The sequence below is a fragment of the Microbacterium sp. 71-36 genome (assembly GCF_001898305.1).
GTDB lineage: Bacteria > Actinomycetota > Actinomycetes > Actinomycetales > Microbacteriaceae > Microbacterium.
Window position 1 is genome coordinate 85,888 of record NZ_MKTP01000007.1, and the last position, 15,889, is coordinate 101,776.

General features: G+C 71.2%; 14 protein-coding genes. 13 read left to right on the forward strand and 1 reads right to left on the reverse strand.

What is annotated here, in order from left to right; all coding sequences use genetic code 11:
- Nucleotides 1–28: 28 nt before the first annotated feature.
- The 4 genes from BGO45_RS15295 to BGO45_RS15310 all read left to right on the forward strand — a co-directional run bounded on the left by BGO45_RS15295 (nt 29) and on the right by BGO45_RS15310 (nt 4,085).
- Nucleotides 29–2,017, forward strand: coding sequence for a primary-amine oxidase (locus tag BGO45_RS15295; protein WP_292695786.1), 1,989 nt, complete (start codon nt 29–31; stop codon nt 2,015–2,017).
- Nucleotides 2,017–2,526: a hypothetical protein gene (locus tag BGO45_RS15300; protein WP_292695789.1), complete on the forward strand. Its 510-nt coding sequence runs from the start codon at nt 2,017–2,019 to the stop codon at nt 2,524–2,526. Before BGO45_RS15295 ends, BGO45_RS15300 begins: the two co-directional genes overlap by 1 nt.
- Nucleotides 2,527–2,634: 108 nt before the next feature.
- On the forward strand, nt 2,635–3,282 hold the full coding sequence (locus BGO45_RS15305; protein WP_292695931.1) for a type IV toxin-antitoxin system AbiEi family antitoxin domain-containing protein: 648 nt from the start codon (nt 2,635–2,637) through the stop codon (nt 3,280–3,282).
- Nucleotides 3,282–4,085 (forward strand): nucleotidyl transferase AbiEii/AbiGii toxin family protein, encoded by an 804-nt coding sequence (locus BGO45_RS15310; RefSeq protein WP_292695791.1) that lies wholly within the window; start codon nt 3,282–3,284, stop codon nt 4,083–4,085. Before BGO45_RS15305 ends, BGO45_RS15310 begins: the two co-directional genes overlap by 1 nt.
- A 19-nt stretch (nt 4,086–4,104) precedes the next feature.
- Here the strand turns inward: BGO45_RS15310 and BGO45_RS15315 are convergent, their stop codons facing one another.
- On the reverse strand, nt 4,105–4,827 hold the full coding sequence (locus BGO45_RS15315; protein WP_076491478.1) for a GntR family transcriptional regulator: 723 nt from the start codon (nt 4,825–4,827) through the stop codon (nt 4,105–4,107).
- A 142-nt stretch (nt 4,828–4,969) separates the two neighbouring features.
- Here BGO45_RS15315 and BGO45_RS15320 point away from each other — a divergent pair, with 142 nt between their 5' ends.
- The 9 genes from BGO45_RS15320 to BGO45_RS15360 are packed head-to-tail and all read left to right on the forward strand — an operon-like array spanning nt 4,970 to nt 15,888.
- Nucleotides 4,970–5,917, forward strand: a complete 948-nt coding sequence (locus tag BGO45_RS15320; RefSeq protein ID WP_292695794.1) for a PDR/VanB family oxidoreductase — start codon at nt 4,970–4,972, stop codon at nt 5,915–5,917.
- 45 nt (nt 5,918–5,962) lie between these two features.
- Complete coding sequence (locus BGO45_RS15325) at nt 5,963–7,300, forward strand: Rieske 2Fe-2S domain-containing protein (protein ID WP_292695797.1); 1,338 nt, start codon at nt 5,963–5,965, stop codon at nt 7,298–7,300.
- Entirely contained in the window at nt 7,293–8,822 is a 1,530-nt protein-coding gene (locus tag BGO45_RS15330; protein ID WP_292695800.1) for a glutamine synthetase family protein, read from the forward strand. Before BGO45_RS15325 ends, BGO45_RS15330 begins: the two co-directional genes overlap by 8 nt.
- A gap of 8 nt (nt 8,823–8,830) precedes the next feature.
- Complete coding sequence (locus BGO45_RS15335) at nt 8,831–10,297, forward strand: aldehyde dehydrogenase family protein (protein ID WP_292695803.1); 1,467 nt, start codon at nt 8,831–8,833, stop codon at nt 10,295–10,297.
- 23 nt (nt 10,298–10,320) lie between these two features.
- Nucleotides 10,321–11,313 (forward strand): hypothetical protein, encoded by a 993-nt coding sequence (locus BGO45_RS15340; RefSeq protein ID WP_292695806.1) that lies wholly within the window; start codon nt 10,321–10,323, stop codon nt 11,311–11,313.
- Between the two features lie 3 nt (nt 11,314–11,316).
- Nucleotides 11,317–12,333: a hypothetical protein gene (locus tag BGO45_RS15345; protein WP_292695808.1), complete on the forward strand. Its 1,017-nt coding sequence runs from the start codon at nt 11,317–11,319 to the stop codon at nt 12,331–12,333.
- Nucleotides 12,330–12,968: a cysteine hydrolase family protein gene (locus tag BGO45_RS15350; RefSeq protein WP_292695810.1), complete on the forward strand. Its 639-nt coding sequence runs from the start codon at nt 12,330–12,332 to the stop codon at nt 12,966–12,968. The genes BGO45_RS15345 and BGO45_RS15350 overlap by 4 nt, the downstream gene beginning before the upstream one ends.
- Nucleotides 12,965–14,476, forward strand: a complete 1,512-nt coding sequence (locus tag BGO45_RS15355; RefSeq protein WP_292695813.1) for a GMC family oxidoreductase — start codon at nt 12,965–12,967, stop codon at nt 14,474–14,476. The genes BGO45_RS15350 and BGO45_RS15355 overlap by 4 nt, the downstream gene beginning before the upstream one ends.
- Nucleotides 14,473–15,888, forward strand: coding sequence for an amidase family protein (locus BGO45_RS15360; protein ID WP_292695816.1), 1,416 nt, complete (start codon nt 14,473–14,475; stop codon nt 15,886–15,888). Before BGO45_RS15355 ends, BGO45_RS15360 begins: the two co-directional genes overlap by 4 nt.
- Nucleotide 15,889: the final 1 nt, after the last annotated feature.

Genomic DNA, 15,889 nt, shown 5'->3' on the forward strand with positions numbered 1-15,889 from the left:
ACCCGTCCCACCGCACCAAGGAGAACCGATGACCGCCGACCGGCACTGGAGCGACCCCCTCACCCCGAGCGAGATCGTCGAGATCACCGCGCTCGTGCGCGCGGACGAACGCATCGGCGCCGAACCCCGCTTCTGGGGCATCGCCGTCGAGGAGGGCCTCGCCCGCAGCCTCGCGCCCGGCCAGGGGCGCCCCGTGCGCCTGATCGTGATGAACCCCGCGGCGCACGCCGCGTGGGAGGTCACCGGCTGGACCTCGGGCACGGATCGCGCCGAGGCGTCGCTGGCATCCTGGAGCCCGGTGGATGCCAAGCGCCCCGGCGTCTCGAGCGACGAGGCGCGCGCGATCGCCCGCGCCGCCCGCGAGCACCCCCTTCTCAAGGAGGCCCTGGCCAAGCGCGGCATCACCGACACCACGCACGTGTGGGTGGACCCCGAGTCGATCACGGGCTTCGAGCCCGAGGACCTCGCCGACCGTCGACTGTCGTGGGGGACCGTCTGGTACCGCGAGAGCGCCGACGACAACGGCTACGCGCGTCCCGTCGCGGGTCTCGTGCCGATCCTCGACCTCGAGACGCTCGACATCATCCGCCTCGAGGACCACGGCGTCATCCCGATGGCCAGCGAGGGCGGCAACTACCGCTCGGGCACGTGGGGTCCCGACCGTCACGTCGCCCCGCTGGAGATCACGCAGCCCGAGGGTCCCGGCTTCACCGTCGAGGGCCACAAGGTCACGTGGCAGAACTGGTCGTTCCGCATCGGCTTCACGCACCGTGAGGGGCTCGTCCTGCACGACATCGCGTACCGCGACGGCGATGTCGAGCGTCCCGTCCTCCGCCGCGCCGCGGTGAACGAGATGTACGTGCCGTACCTCGACTCCGACCCCACGGCGTACCGCAAGAACTTCTTCGACTGGGGCGAGTACGGGGCCGGCCCCCTCACGGCATCCCTCGAACTCGGATGCGACTGCCTCGGCGAGATCCACTACTTCGACGCCCACGTGCTCGACGGGACGGGCGAGGCCCAGACCATCACGAACGGCGTGTGCCTGCACGAGGAGGACTCGTCCATCCTCTGGAAGCACGTCAACACCCGCACGGGCGAGGCCGACGTCCGCCGCTCGCGGTGCCTGGTGATCTCGTTCTTCGCGACCGTGGCGAACTACGACTACGGCTTCTACTGGTCGCTGTACCAGGACGGCTCCATCGAACTGGAGATCAAGCTCACCGGCATCCTGTCGGTGTCGGGCATCGACGACGGCAAGATGCCGGCGTTCGGCCGTATGGTCAGCCCGAACGTCCAGGCGCCCACGCACCAGCACTACTTCGCCGTGCGCATGGACACCGCGATCGACGGCCCGAAGAACCGCCTGGTCGAGGTGCACGCCGAGGTCGAGGAGGACGAAGAGCTCAACCCCTGGGGCAACGCCGTGAAGATGGTGTCGGAGGTCATCGCGTCGGAGAAGGATGCCGGGCGCATGGCCGACGCGTCGCGCGCGGTGCACTGGCGGGTCGAGAACACCGAGCGCACCAACCGCTTCGGCGAGAACACCGCCTACCGGCTGTCGGCGATGCACACCACGCGTCTGTTCGCGAAGCCCGGCAGCATCGTCGCGCGCAAGGCGCCCTTCGTCTCGAAGCATCTGTGGGCCACCGCGTACGACCCGAACGAGCGCTTCATCACGGGCGACTACCCGAACCAGGCACCGCTCGAGGCCGAGGGCATCACGGCGTGGCAGCAGGCCGACCGTCCGCTCGACGGCGCCGAGCTCGTGCTGTGGCCGATCGTCGGCGTGCACCACTACCCGAAGCCCGAGGAGTGGCCCATCATGCCGGTGCACCGCATCGGCCTGCGGTTCGAACCCGACGGCTTCTTCACGCGCAACCCGTCGCTCGACCTGCCGCCGTCCTCGGGCGGCGACCACTGCCACGCGCCGACGCCCGGTGCCGGGGGCGCGGTGGCCGAGGGGCACGCGCTCCACGGGCACGACGCCGGCGGGCACGAGCACTCCTGCCACTGATGGGGGAGGTCCTGCACGTCGGTGCGCTGGTGACGGCGGCGGCGGGCGCGTGCTGCGTCGCCGCCGACCGTCCCGCCGCACGCGTGCGGGAGCTGCTCATCGCGGCGCTCATGCTGCTCGCGATGGGCGACATGGTGCTGGGGGGAGGCCGGGTGCCGGCGGTGTTCTGGGCGGCGGCGCTCCTTCTGGCCGCGCTCGTGGCCGTGGCTCCGGGACGCACGCGGCGTGGAAAGGATCGGCGGATGCGGGCGTTCGACGCCCTCGGCGCCGTGCTCATGGCGTCCCTTCTGCTGGCGGCGCACGTCCCCGCATCCCCCGGCTCGTCGCATCACGGTTCGGGTGCTATGCCGCTCGTGGCCCTCACCCTCGTCGGGGTGGCCGCGTACGCCGTCGGGGGTGTGGTGCTGTTCGTCACGGCGCACCGCGATCGGCCGCTCATCACGCGGCTGCCGCCGCTCGCGATGGGCGTGTCGGCGGTGCTGATGGCGGCGCCGCTGGTGGTCGGCTGAGAAGCGCCGCGCGGGCTGAACGATCCGTGGTTTCCGCTGTTTTGCGGACTTACTGAGACTGGCGTGACACTAGCTGTCACGCTAATCTCAGTAAGAGGGGTGGATCCGATGGTCAACGATGTTGACGCGCTACGTGCAATCGAACGTGCGCCGCTGCGGACGGTGCGGCCCCAGGACCTGGAAGCGGACCTCGCCCACGCGCGCCGCACAATCGCTCGACTCGCCGACCGCGGGGCGTTGGTTCGTCTCGCCAAAGGCGTTTACGCGGCACCCCCGGAGGGGCGCGATGGTCGTCAGTGGCGCCCCACTCTGGAAGTGGGGGGGCTGGCTGTGGCGACTGCGCGATTCGGCAACCGCAACGCCGTACTCATGGGGCTTGGTGCCGCGCGTCACTGGGCGGCTATCCCTCGAGCTATCGGTGTGACGACCGTTGCGATCCCGGAAGCCGGACGACCTCCCGTGACCCTCGACGGCGGGGGCATGGTTCACCTGATCCCACGGGATGTCGAGCGTCTCGACGCCGTCGCGGAGCAGAACGAACTCGGACGTGCCCTGGTGACGACGCCGGCGCAGACGCTGTACGACCTTCTGATGAAGCCGGGCCAGGGAGGCATGCCCGATGAGGCCCTCGCCGCGGCACGTCATCTTCGCGAGCAGGTCGGGCCGGCGGAGCTGCGGCGGGTTATCGACACGTTCGGTCGCGCAAACGCTGCCGTGCGCGGGGCTCTCGACGAGATGGAAACGCGAGGGCAGTGATGGTGGAAAGGCAGAACGACCGGAAGCCGAGAAGCCGCGCGACTCGCGTCACGCCGGGCGTCCTCGACGAGCACGATCGCGCAAAGGTCGAGGCTCAATTCGGTGTCGCTGCGGAGCAGGTCGTGCGCGATCACGTCGTCTCCCACGCCCTCGCGGCGATCGCCATGGTGTCCACGGATGATCTGGTGTTCTTCGGGGGCACCGCGCTCGCGCGTACACATCTGCCAGATCTCCGGCTCTCGGAGGACATCGACCTCATCGCCTTCGGGCCGCGCGCCGAGATCGGCGACAGAATCGAGGCGGCCCTTGCTAGGGGGCTGCGGCGCGCGTTCGGAACGCCGACGTTCACTCCAACCATCAGCGACACCATCCACTCCGAGTCCTCCGTGATGGAGGTGGGCGGCGTCCGTATTCGTCTTCAGCTTCTCTCCGCACAGGGGTATCCCGCGTGGCCGACGGAAGTCGTAGATATCGAGCAGAGGTACAGTGACGCGCCACCCGCTCGTCTCCGTGTGCTGACGGCAGCGGCGTTCGTCGCGGCGAAACTGGCGGCCTGGACCGAGCGTGGAGCGCCGCGCGACCTCTACGATCTATGGGCGCTGGGGGATGCCGGCAAGATCGACCGCGACGCCGTGGACCTTTTCGGAAAGCTTGGGCCCTATACGAGTGCGTCGCAGGTATCTTTCGCCCGGCTGCCTACGGATGCAGGGTGGGCCGCCGCGCTCGGGCATCAGTGCGTGCCACAGGTGGGGCCGGAGGAAGCGGCGCGGGTAGTGCGCGGGGCTCTTGCCAGCCTGATCTGACAGACGCGAGCCACGTGCGTCAGCCGGTGAACACCGTCGCGGAGCGGCGCTCGTACCAACGGGCGAGCTGCTCGCCGGCCTTCAGGACGTGCTCGCGCATCTCGCGGCGGGCGGCCTCGGCGTCGCCGCGCTCGATCGCCTCCATGATCCGCACGTGCTCCTGGAAGTTCTCCTCGCGGTGGCGGTCGTCACCGACGAGCAACTGCGCCGAGACGTTGCGGGGGAAGGTCTCGTTGATCTCCTCGATCGCGCGGGCGAGCCGTGCGTTGGCGGAGACCTGCGCGATCGTGTTGTGGAAGACATCGTTCTCGCGGCGGCTGGCGAGGGCGGGGTCGCCCTGCCCGCGCTCGCGCTCGACCGAGCGGTCGTACATGTCCTGGTTCGCTTCGCGCAGCCGCGTGATGTCGCCGCGCGAGATGCGCTCGACGGCGCGGGCGGCGGCGAGGGCCTCGAGTTCGGCGCGGACCTCGTAGGCCTCGCGCACCTCCCACGGCGCGGGCACACGCACGACGGCGCCCCGGTTGGGCAGCACCTCGATGAGACCGCCGGTCTGGAGCTGGCGCAGGGCTTCGCGCACCGGGGTGCGGCTGACGCCGAAGTCGCTCGCGAGTTCCGCCTGGCGCAGCTGGGCGCCGATCGGAATGTCGCCGGACATGATCCGTTCGCGGATCTTGGCGGCGATCTCATCGACGAGGGCGTGTCCCCCGGCGGCCGAGATCTCGGTGTCCCCCCGTGCGGCCATGCTGCCCCTCTCGGTCGATCGTGGTCGCGATCCCACGAGGTGCGAACTTAGCAGAACGGCTGACGGATGCCACGCAATCCACGCGGTACTGGCTCCCAAGTAGTTGATTCGGGATCCAATATGTATCTGTTAGGATCCAAACATGACCACCCGAGAGGATGCCGCCGAGCTCCGCGCCCGTGTGCGCTCCTTGACGCTCGAGACGGCCGATGTGATGTCGGTCGAGCTCGAGGGGGTGGACGGCCCGCTCCCCGAATGGACGCCCGGCGCCCACATCGACCTCGCCCTCCCCGGCGCCCCCGTGCGGCAGTACTCGCTGTGCGGCGAGCCGGGCTCGGCGCGCTATCGCATCGCCGTCCTGCGCGAGGAGCAGAGCCGTGGCGGCTCCCGGGCCGTGCACGAGCGACTCCGTCCGGGTGATGTCGTGTCGCTCCGCGGTCCCCGCAACCATTTCGGCCTCGAACCCGCCGACGAGTACGTGTTCCTCGCCGGCGGCATCGGCATCACGCCGGTTCTGTCCATGGTGCGCGCCGCCGCCGCGGCGGGCGTGCCATGGCGGGTGCTGTACCTCGGGGCCTCCCGCACCCGGATGGCGTTCCTCGACGCGCTCGCGGAGTTCCCCGGCGGTGCGGTCGACGTCGTCGCGCGCGACGAGGGTGTGCGGGCCGACCTCGAGGCCGAGCTCGCGGCGCACCCGAACGCCGCCGTATACGCCTGCGGTCCGGCACGGATGCTCGAAGAGGTCGTGCGCCTCGTGCCCGAGGCATCCGGTCGACTGCACCTGGAGTACTTCACCGCCCCCGTCGTGGAGTACGAACCGGGCGGGCCGTTCTCGGTGCGTCTCGCGCTCACCGGCGTAGAGGTCACAGTCGAGCCCGAGCAGAGCGTGCTCGAGGTGCTCCGCGAGGCCGGTGTCGACGTGCTCACCGACTGCGAAGAGGGCATCTGCGGCAGCTGCGAGACGGGCGTCCTCGAGGGCGAGGTCGAGCACCGCGACTTCGTCCTCACCGCCCAGGAGCGCGCCGCGAACGACTGCATGATGGTGTGCGTCTCGCGGTCGGCGTGCCCCCTCCTCGTCCTCCAGGCCTGACCCGCCTGGAACCCACACGGAAACCGACCACGAGAGGCGACGGCGATGCTGAAGCAGGAAGACAACGAGAAGATCACCCGCTCCGGGCCGGGCACCCCGCTCGGCAACCTCCTGCGCTCGTACTGGCAGCCGGCCGCGCTCGTGTCGGAGATGCCGGGCGAGCGGCCGGTCAAGGCCGTCCGCATCATGAGCGAAGACCTCGTGCTGTTCAAGAAGCGCGAAGGCTGGGGGCTCATCAGCCGGTACTGCGCCCACCGCGGCGTCGACCTGTCGTACGGCCGCCTCGAGGAGGACGGCATCCGGTGCCTCTACCACGGGTGGCTCTACGACGGGCAGGGCAAGTGCGTCGAGCAGCCGGCCGAGCCCGAGCACAGCCAGTTCCTCGGCAAGATCCGCATCGCCAACTACCCGTGCGTCGAGAAGAACGGGATCATCTTCACCTACATGGGCGCGGGCGACCCGCCGCCCTTCCCCGACTACGACTGCTTCGTCGCGCCCGAGGAGTACACCTTCGCGTTCAAGGGCCTGTGGGACTGCAACTGGCTGCAGGGCCTGGAGGGCGGCATCGACCCGAGCCACGTGTCGTTCCTGCACCGCTTCATCCAGGAGGACCCGCGCGAGATGTACGGGCAGCAGTTCGCCGAGGAGGTCGAGGGCACCGGCAAGAAGCTCTCGATGCTCGTCGGGGAGAGCTACCGTCCCGACATCGAGGTCGAGAGCGCCGATCACGGCCTCCGCGTCTTCGCGCTGCGGCAGCTCACCGACGACATCAAGCACGTCCGGGTCACGAACCTCATGTTCCCCAACGCCTTCGTGGTGCCCTTCGGCAACACGAAGGTGTTCACGCAGTGGCACGTGCCGATCGACGACGAGCACCACTACTGGTACATGATCTGGTACGACTTCGCCGAGGTCACCGACAAGGACACCCTGCTGCAGCAGCGGCTGGAAGGCGTGACGCTGCCGGACTACCGGCCGATCCGCAACCGCGACAACAACTGGGGCTTCGACCCGCAGGAGCAGAAGGACCTCACCTACACGGGGATGGGCCTCGACATCAACGTCCACGACCAGTGGGCGGTCGAGAGCATGGGGCCGATCCAGGACCGCACGGTCGAGCGGCTCGGCGTCTCCGACCGCGCCGTCACCGCCAACCGTCGTCTGCTCCTCCGCGCCATCGACGCGTTCGCCGCCGGGGGGCAGACGCCGTCGCACCCCGTGAGCGCCGAGGAGGCGGCGAAACTCACCGGCCCGCTCGCGATGGACACGATCTCGGCCAATGACGCGTGGCAGGAACGCTGGATCCAGCGCGAGCAGGAGCGCCGTGCGGCCTCGCCGTGGGCGGCTCCCCGGGCGACCGCCGAGGAGACCGTCGATGCGTGAGCGCAACGTCGACGAGCGCCCGGTGTCGGAGAGCGGCGGGGGGATCTCCGCCCGTCCGATGCTCGCCCAGGACCGCGAGGGCTTCATCCACCGCCACGGCCTGTGGACCGAGGCGCACTACGCCGCGGCCGGACAGATGCGCCGCGTCGTGGACGAGCTCGGCATCGACATGGTGCGCTTCTCGTTCGTCGACCAGCACGGCATCCTGCGCGGCAAGACGATCGCCCGCGGCGGGATCGCCGCCGCGATGCGCTCGGGCGTGACCGCGCCGAGCTCGCTCCTGCTCAAGGACACCTCGGGGCAGTCGGTCTTCTCGGTGTTCAGCGCCGAGACGGGCGTCGGGGTCGCGGGGTTCAGCGGCGCGGGCGACATCGTGCTCGTGCCCGATCCCACGACGTTCCGCGTGCTGCCGTGGGCGCCGGGGACCGCGTGGATCCTGTGCGACCTGCACTTCCCCGACGGCAGCCCCGTGCCCTTCTGCACGCGCACGATCCTCCGCAACGAACTGACCACCCTCGCCGCGCGCGGCTACGGCATGACCGTGGGCGCCGAGCTGGAGTTCCATGTCTTCCGTGCCGACGCCACCGAGCTCGGCGCCGAGCACATCGGGACCCCGGGGCGGCCGGGGGCGGCCTCGCTCACCGCCCCGACCACGCGCGGGTCGCAGCTGCTCCTGGAGGAGGGGCTCGACCGCATGCAGCCGCTCGTGGACGCGTTGTACCGCGGGCTCACGCTGCTGGACCTTCCGCTGCGTTCGATCGAGCTGGAGTTCGGACCCAGCCAGTTCGAGATCACGATGGAGGCCGGGGATGCCGCCGCCATCGCCGACGCGATCGTGCTGTGCCGCACGGCCGTACGCCGCATCGCCGCGGGCCTCGGCTACCACGCCACTTTCATGTCGCGCCCGCAGGGCACCGACGGCGCGTCGACCGGATGGCACCTCCACCAGTCGCTCACCGACCTCACCACCGGCGCCGGGGCGTTCGTCCCGGAGACGCCGGGCACGACGCTGTCGCTCGTCGGATCCTCCTACCTCGGCGGACTCCTCGCGCACGCCGGCGGCGCCGCCGTCTTCACGACCCCGACGGTCAACGGCTACAAGCGCTACCAGCCGAACTCGCTCGCCCCCGACCGCATCGCCTGGGGCATCGACAACAAGGGCGCGATGGTGCGCGCGGTCGGCGGGGTCGGCGACCCGGCGACGCGCCTCGAGAACCGGTCGGGCGAGCCGGCGGCCAACCCTTACCTGTACATCGCGTCGCAGCTGATCAGCGGCGTGGACGGCATCGAGCGCGGGCTCATCCCGCCCGCGCCGACCACCGACCCGTACCGCACCGATGCCCCGTCGCTGCCGGCCTCCCTCGGGGCCGCCGTCGACGCGTTCGAGGCCGACGACGTCTTCCGTGCCGCGCTCGGCGACGTCGTGGTGGAGTGGTACGCGACCATCAAGCGGGCGGAGTTCGCCCGCTACCTTCGCCACGTCTCCGATTGGGAGCAGCGCGAGTACTTCGAGATCTTCTGAGGACCCCCATGAGCCTTCGCCCCACCGTCACCGCCCTGCCGGACTACGAGCCGTTCCTCCTCGGCGGCGAGTGGATGCCGCGCGGCGACCGCCGTGCCCGCGCGGTCATCGACCCCGCCACCGGCGAGGTCCTCACGACCGTGGCCGACGCCACCGCCGCCGACGTGGACGCCGCGGTCGCGACCGCCGTCGACGCCCACGCCGACCGGCGCTGGCGCGGGCTCGCGCCGCTCGAGCGCGCCCGCATCCTGAACCGCGTCGCCGACCTCATCGAGGAACGGCTGGAAGCGCTCGCGATTCTCGAGACGCGCGACAACGGCAAGCCCATCGAGCGCTCGCGCGCCGACACGGCGATGGCGGCACGGACGTTCCGACACTTCGCCGGGGCGCCCTCGCGCCTGGGCGGCACGGTGATCCCGGTCGACGGCGGCGGGCACCACGTGTACACGCTGCAGGAGCCGGTCGGGCCGGTCGCGATCATCCTGCCGTGGAACTTCCCGATCATGACGGCCGCCTTCAAGCTCGCCCCGGCGCTCGCCGCGGGCTGCCCGGTGGTCGCCAAGCCCGCGGAGGACACGCCGCTGACGCTCCTCCGGCTCGGCGGCATCCTGGCGGAGGCGGGCGTCCCCGCCGGCACCGTGAGCATCCTCACCGGCGACGGGTCGGTCGGCGCCGCGCTCACCGCCCACCCCGGCATCGCGAAGATCACCTTCACCGGCTCGACCGAGGTGGGGCGCCTGGTCGCCCACGCCGCCGCGGACGACTTCACGCGCGTGACGCTGGAGCTCGGCGGCAAGAGCCCGAACATCGTGTTCGAGGACGCCGACCTGGATGCCGCGGTCCTCACCGCCATGCGCGCGTCGTTCGGACACTCCGGGCAGATGTGCACCGCGGGCAGCCGCCTGCTCGTGCAGCGCTCGATCCTCGCCGAGATGACCGAGCGGATGACGGCGGCGGTCGCCCGCGTGCCCGTCGGCGACGGTCTCGACGGCGGTATCACGGTCGGCCCGCTCGTCTCCGAGGAGCAGCGCGAGCGCGTGCTCGGGTACATCCGCGCGGGTGTCGACGAGGGCGCGACCCTCCTCGCCGGCGGTGGGGTGCGCGAGCCCGGGTTCTACGTCGAGCCGACGCTGTTCGCGGACGTCACCAATGACATGCGCATCGCCCGTGAGGAGATCTTCGGCCCGGTCGTGGGGATGATCCCCTTCGACGACGAGGCGGATGCCATCCGCATCGCCAACGACACCGCGTACGGCCTCGCGGCCGGCGTCTGGACGCGCGACCTCGGCCGCGCGCACCGGATGGCTGCGGCCCTCGACGCCGGCACCGTCTGGGTCAACACCTACAACCTCTTCGACCCCGCCCTCTCGTTCGGCGGCACGGGGGAATCGGGCCTCGGCCGCGATCTCGGCGAAGAGGGACTGCGCGGGTTCCTCGAGAGCAAGAGCGTCGTGATCGCCGTTCCGGAGGCCTGACCGGCATGCTCACCGTTCACGGCGTGTCCGGGCCGATCGCCCCCGCGCAGCTCGGCGTCACCCTGCCGCACGAGCACGTCTACATCAACATGACGCGCACGACCCCGCAGGACGGGTTCCTCGCCGTCGAGGAGGAGATGCTCGCCGAGCTCGCGCTGTTCCGCGCCGCGGGCGGCTCGACGATCATCGATCTGACCAACGGCGAACTCAGCGACTACGCGGCGCCGTTCGGCGAGAGCGACGACATCACCGAGCTGCAGCAGAACCGCCGGACCGGGTCGCGCTCGATCGCCAATGTGCGGGCGACCCGCCGGGCCGCGAAAGCCAGCGGCATCCAGGTCATCCTCGGCACCGGCCACTACTACGACACCTACCTCGACAAGGAGTGGTTCGACCGGACGCCGACCAACGCGCTCGCCGATTTCCTCATCGCCGATCTGCTCGACGAGATCCCGGGGACCGGTGTTCGCGCGGGAGTGATCGGCGAGATCGCGTCGGATCTGTCGCACATCACCGCCGCCGAGGAGCGGTCGTTCCGCGCGGCGGCCCGCGCCGGGCGCGAGACCGGGGCGCTCATCTCGACGCACGCGGCGTCGTTCCCGACGGGGCTCGCGCAGCTCGAGATCCTGACCGAGGAGGGCGTCGATCCCTCGCGCGTCGTCATCGGGCACGCCGACACCGTGAAGAGCGTCGAGTACTCGCTCGAACTCCTCCGGCGCGGGGCCTTCGTCGAGTTCGACTGCCTCATGACCTGCCGGGAGGGCGGTGTGCTGGTGCACCACCAGATCGATCGGCGCATCGACTATCTGCGCCGGATCATCGAGGCCGGGTACGCCCACCGGGTGCTGCTGTCGCACGACGTCTGCCAACGGTCGCACCTGCGGGCGTACGGTGGCCCGGGATACACGTTCCTCTTCGAGGAGTTCCGTCGAATCGCCGTCGAGTCCGGGATCGCCCCCGAGACCCTCGACGCCATCCACCGCGACAACCCGCGTCGCGCCGTCTTCGGGGAGTGACCGATGCCCATCCACACCGTCCTCGGCCCCATCGAGGCCGCTGACCTCGGCCGCACCTCGATGCACGAACACCTGCTCAGCGACCTGCGCATCTGGGCGAAGACGCCCACCGAACTGCCGCCGGAGGGCGTCGAGATGGGCCCCGAGCTCATGGCGTACCTGCGGTGGAACTTCCTCTCGATCCCCGAGAACATCGTGCTGCACGACCCCACCGTCGCCGCCGAGGAGCTTGCCCACGTCGTCACCGCGGGCGGTTCGGGAGTGCTGGAGCTGACCCTCGACGGCATGGGTCGACGCCTCGCGGAGCTGCCCGAGATCTCCCGCCGGTCAGGCGTCCACGTCATGGTGGGCGCCGGGTTCTACGTCGAACCGACGATGCCCGACGACGTCCGGACGGCCGACGTCGACGCCCTCACCGAGCTGCTGCTGACGCAGCTGCGCGAGGGCATCGACGGTACCGGCATCCGTCCCGCCCTCCTGGGGGAGATCGGCACGAGCTACCCCGTCACGGACGCCGAGTGGCGCTCGCTCCGCGCGGCCGCCCGGGCCGGCGCCGAGACCGGCGCCGCCGTGTACACGCACCAGTCGTTCCGCGGCATGGCCGGGACCGAGGTGCTCGAGGTGCTGATCGAGGAGGGCATGTCGCCCGACCGCGTGATCATCGGCCACCTCGACGAGTTCTGGGACAAGGCCTACCACCGCGACATCGCGCAGGCCGGTGCCGTGCTGGCCTACGACACGTTCGGGTCCGACTTCTACTACGGCAGCGCGGACCTGCGGAACCCGACGGACGCCGAGCGCCTCGAGATGGTCGAGTGGCTGCTGTCCGAGGGGTACGCCGACCAGCTCGTCATCGCGCAGGACGTGTGGGCGCAGGCGAACCTCCGCCGCAACGGCGGCCGCGGCTACGACCACCTGTTCGCGCGCATCGGCCCCGCCATCGCGACCATCGCCGGCGACCCCGCGGTCGCGGACCAGATCCTCATCCACACCCCCCGCCGACTCCTGGAGCGTCCATGACCGACAACACCCCCACCGCAGCCCCCGCCGTCGTCGGCAACGCCGTCCTCATCGTCGTCGACATCCAGGGCGGCACCGGGACCGTCGCGCTCGGCGACGGCGGCATCCCGCACATGGGCGGGGCGGCAGAGCGTCGCCCCCGCGTGCGGCGCACCGTCGACCTCGCCCGCGCGGCGGGCGTGCCCGTCGTCTGGATCCAGGAGGTGCACAAGCCCTCGCTGGTCGACATCGGCCGCGAGCTCGACGGCGCCGAAGGCCCCCACTGCATCGAGGGCGACGACGGCACCGAGATCGCCGCGTGGCTCGACCCGCGCCCCGAGGAGTTCGTCGTGCGCAAGCGCCGGTACTCGGCGTTCTTCGGCACCGAGCTCGAGATCGTGCTCAAGGCCTACAAAGCCGAGACGCTGTTCCTCGTGGGCGGTCTCACCGACGTGTGCATCCACTACACCGCCGTCGACGCCCACCAGCACGACTACCGTGTGCGCGTGCTCACCGACTGCGTGGGCGGGTCCAGCGCCCCCGCGCACGACGCGGCGCTCGAGGCGATCCGGTACCTGCAGCGCGACGCCCTCGTGACCGCCGACGAGGTGGGCGCCTGGTTGGAGCAGCGCATCACCGCCGAGGTCTCGGCGTGACCCTCCCCGCCGAGGCCGCGTACGTCGTCGTCGGCGGCGGCACGGCGGGGAACGTCGTGGCCGCGCGTCTGGCCGAGGCGGGGCACGAGGTGCTGCTGCTCGAGGCCGGACCGGACTTCGGACCCGAGGGATCCCCCGCCTGGCCCGCGGATCTCGTGGATGCCACGCGCCTCGGCCGCTCGCACGACTGGGGCTACGACTCCGGCGACACGTACCCGTGGACGGTGGGTTTCGAGCGCGCCCGCGCGATCGGCGGCTCGAGCGACATGAACGGCTGCACCCAGACCTGGGGCCATCGCCGCGACTACGACGCGTGGGCCGAGGCGGGACTGGCCGGATGGGCGGCCGACGACCTGCTGCCGCTGTTCGAGGAGGGCACGCGGCGCATGCGGGTGCGGCGGTACCTCGCCGCCGAGCTGACGCCGTGGCAGCACGCCTGGTACGACGCCGCCCCCGCGGTGGGCATGCCCCGCATCCCCACGCTCAACGACCTCGACGAGAACGCGGGCTTCGCCCCCGAGGACGTGAACATCCAGGACGGCGTGCGGGTGAACACCGCGTTCGCCTACCTCGACCCCGCGCGTACGCTTCCGAACCTCACGATCATCGGCGAGGCACTCGTCGACAGGGTGCTCGTCGAGCGCGGGCGGGCGACCGGTGTCGTCACCGTCCACCGCGGCGAGACGCGCACCGTCCGCGCGGGCACCGTGGTGCTCGCCGGCGGTGCGTACAACTCGCCGACCGTGCTGCTGCGCTCGGGCATCGGCCCGGCGGCGCAGCTCGCCCCGCTCGGCATCCCGATCGTCCGTCACCTGCCCGGGGTGGGCGAGAACCTCCACGACCAGCCGTTCCTCCTCATGAACTGGGAGGGGTCGGAGCGGATGGCGACCCAGATGGATGCCGCCCGCGCGGCGGGCTGGGCCCCCGACGAGCAGGCGATGGGCAAGGCCGCGTCGAGCCTCGAGACCGAGGCGTTCGACCTGCACTTCCTGCCGTACAGCCCCACCCATCGCGGGGAGCGCACGCGCTGGAGCATCGGCACGTCGGCGCTGCAGCCGCGCTCGCGCGGACACGTGCGGATCACGAGCACCGACCCCGAGGCGAAGCCCGTCATCGACCACCGCTTCCTCACCGACCCGGAGGGGGCCGACGTGCGGATGCTCGTCGACGGCGTCGAGATCCTGCGGGAACTCGCCGCGACGCCGGCTCTCGCGCCGCTCGTCGGCCGGGAGCTGCACCCCGGTCCCGACACCTTCACCCGCGACGCGCTGGTCGCCCACCTCTACGCGAACCCCGACAACTACTGGCATCCGGTCGGCACGTGTCGCATGGGGCTCGCCGACGACCCGCTCGCGGTCGTCGACGCGCGCGGCCGCGTGCACGGGGTCGAGGGGCTCCGCGTCGCGGACTGCGCCATCATGCCGCGCGTTCCGCGCGCCACCACCGCCATGCCCGCCGTCGTGGTGGGAGAGAACATCGCCCGGATGCTGATCGAGGACGCCGCATGAGCCTGTCGAACCTGACCCGTCGTTCCGCCTCTTCGCTCGCGGAGGCGATCCGTCGTCGCGAGGTGTCGAGCGAAGAGGTCGTGCGCGCGCACCTCCAGCGCATCGACGACATCAATCCGTCCGTGAACGCGATCGTGTCCTACCGGCCCGACGAGGCGATCGCCCGTGCCCGGGAACTCGACGCGCTCAGTGTCCGCGGTCTGTCGATGGGGGCGCTGCACGGCCTGCCGTTCGCCGTGAAAGACCTCATGGACGTCCGGGGACTGCCCACGACGTCGGGGTCGCGCATCCACGTCGACAACGTCGCGCAGGCCGACAGCGTCATCTCGGGTCGCATCCGCGACGCGGGTGCGGTGTTCGTCGGGAAGACGAACACCCCCGAGTTCGGGGTCGGCTCGCACACGTTCAACGACGTCTTCGGTGTCACGCGCAACCCCTACGACCTCGCCCGTTCCGCCGGGGGCAGCAGCGGGGGTGCGGCCGCGGCCGTCACGAGCGGCATGCTGCCCGTCGCGGACGGCTCGGACCTCGGCGGCAGCATCCGCAACCCCGCGTCGTTCGGCAACCTCGTGGGGCTCCGCCCGACCGCCGGCCGCGTCGCCTCGGCGCGTCCCGGCAACGCCTGGGATCCGGGCTCGGTGCTCGGCCCGCTCGCGCGCACCGTCCGCGACGCGGCGCTGCTGCTGTCGGTGATCTCGGCCCCCGAGCGGCGTGCTCCGTTGTCGATCGACGAGGACCCGGCGCTGTTCCTGTCGCTGCAGCCCCGCCCGTTCGCCGGGACCCGGATCGCCTACAGCCCCGACCTGGGCGGACTGCCCCTCGACCCGCAGGTGCGGGCGGCGACCGATGCCGCGGCGCGCCTGGCCGCCGATCTCGGGGCCGAGGTGATCCCGGTCGACATCGACCTGTCGGAGGCGGATCTGGTCTTCGAGACGTTCCGGTCGCTGGAGTTCCTCGACGCGCACGGCGACGAGGCCGCGGATCACCCCGACCTCGTGAAGCAGACGCTGAAGGACGACATCGCGTGGGCCGCGGGGTTCACGGCCGAGACCCTGGTGCGCGCCGCCGGTGCCCGGACACGCCTGTTCCGTCGGTTCCAGGCGCTGTTCGAGGACGTGGACCTGCTGCTCGCGCCCTGCGTCCAGGTGCTGCCGTTCCCCGTCGAGTGGGAGTACCCCACCGAGATCGACGGCGTCGCGATGGATCGTTACTACTCGTGGCAGCGTTCGTGCAGCCGGATCACCGCGACCGCCATGCCGGCGCTCTCCCTGCCGTTCTCGTTCTCCGCCGAGGGGCTGCCGATCGGCGTGCAGTTCGTCGGTCCGTACCGCGCCGACCGTGCCCTGCTGGAGTTCGGCCTGACGTGGGAGGGCGCGGTCGCCGACACGATGGCCCACCGCCCGTCCCTCTGAC

Excerpts from the sequence above, each read along its gene's own strand:
- BGO45_RS15295 (WP_292695786.1), top strand. The coding sequence starts at position 29 with ATGACCGCCGACCGGCACTGGAGCGACCCCCTCACCCCGAGCGAGATC.
- BGO45_RS15300 (WP_292695789.1), top strand. The coding sequence starts at position 2,017 with ATGGGGGAGGTCCTGCACGTCGGTGCGCTGGTGACGGCGGCGGCGGGC.
- BGO45_RS15305 (WP_292695931.1), top strand. The coding sequence starts at position 2,635 with ATGGTCAACGATGTTGACGCGCTACGTGCAATCGAACGTGCGCCGCTG.
- BGO45_RS15310 (WP_292695791.1), top strand. The coding sequence starts at position 3,282 with ATGGTGGAAAGGCAGAACGACCGGAAGCCGAGAAGCCGCGCGACTCGC.
- BGO45_RS15315 (WP_076491478.1), bottom strand. The coding sequence starts at position 4,827 with ATGGCCGCACGGGGGGACACCGAGATCTCGGCCGCCGGGGGACACGCC.
- BGO45_RS15320 (WP_292695794.1), top strand. The coding sequence starts at position 4,970 with ATGACCACCCGAGAGGATGCCGCCGAGCTCCGCGCCCGTGTGCGCTCC.
- BGO45_RS15325 (WP_292695797.1), top strand. The coding sequence starts at position 5,963 with ATGCTGAAGCAGGAAGACAACGAGAAGATCACCCGCTCCGGGCCGGGC.
- BGO45_RS15330 (WP_292695800.1), top strand. The coding sequence starts at position 7,293 with ATGCGTGAGCGCAACGTCGACGAGCGCCCGGTGTCGGAGAGCGGCGGG.
- BGO45_RS15335 (WP_292695803.1), top strand. The coding sequence starts at position 8,831 with ATGAGCCTTCGCCCCACCGTCACCGCCCTGCCGGACTACGAGCCGTTC.
- BGO45_RS15345 (WP_292695808.1), top strand. The coding sequence starts at position 11,317 with ATGCCCATCCACACCGTCCTCGGCCCCATCGAGGCCGCTGACCTCGGC.
- BGO45_RS15350 (WP_292695810.1), top strand. The coding sequence starts at position 12,330 with ATGACCGACAACACCCCCACCGCAGCCCCCGCCGTCGTCGGCAACGCC.
- BGO45_RS15360 (WP_292695816.1), top strand. The coding sequence starts at position 14,473 with ATGAGCCTGTCGAACCTGACCCGTCGTTCCGCCTCTTCGCTCGCGGAG.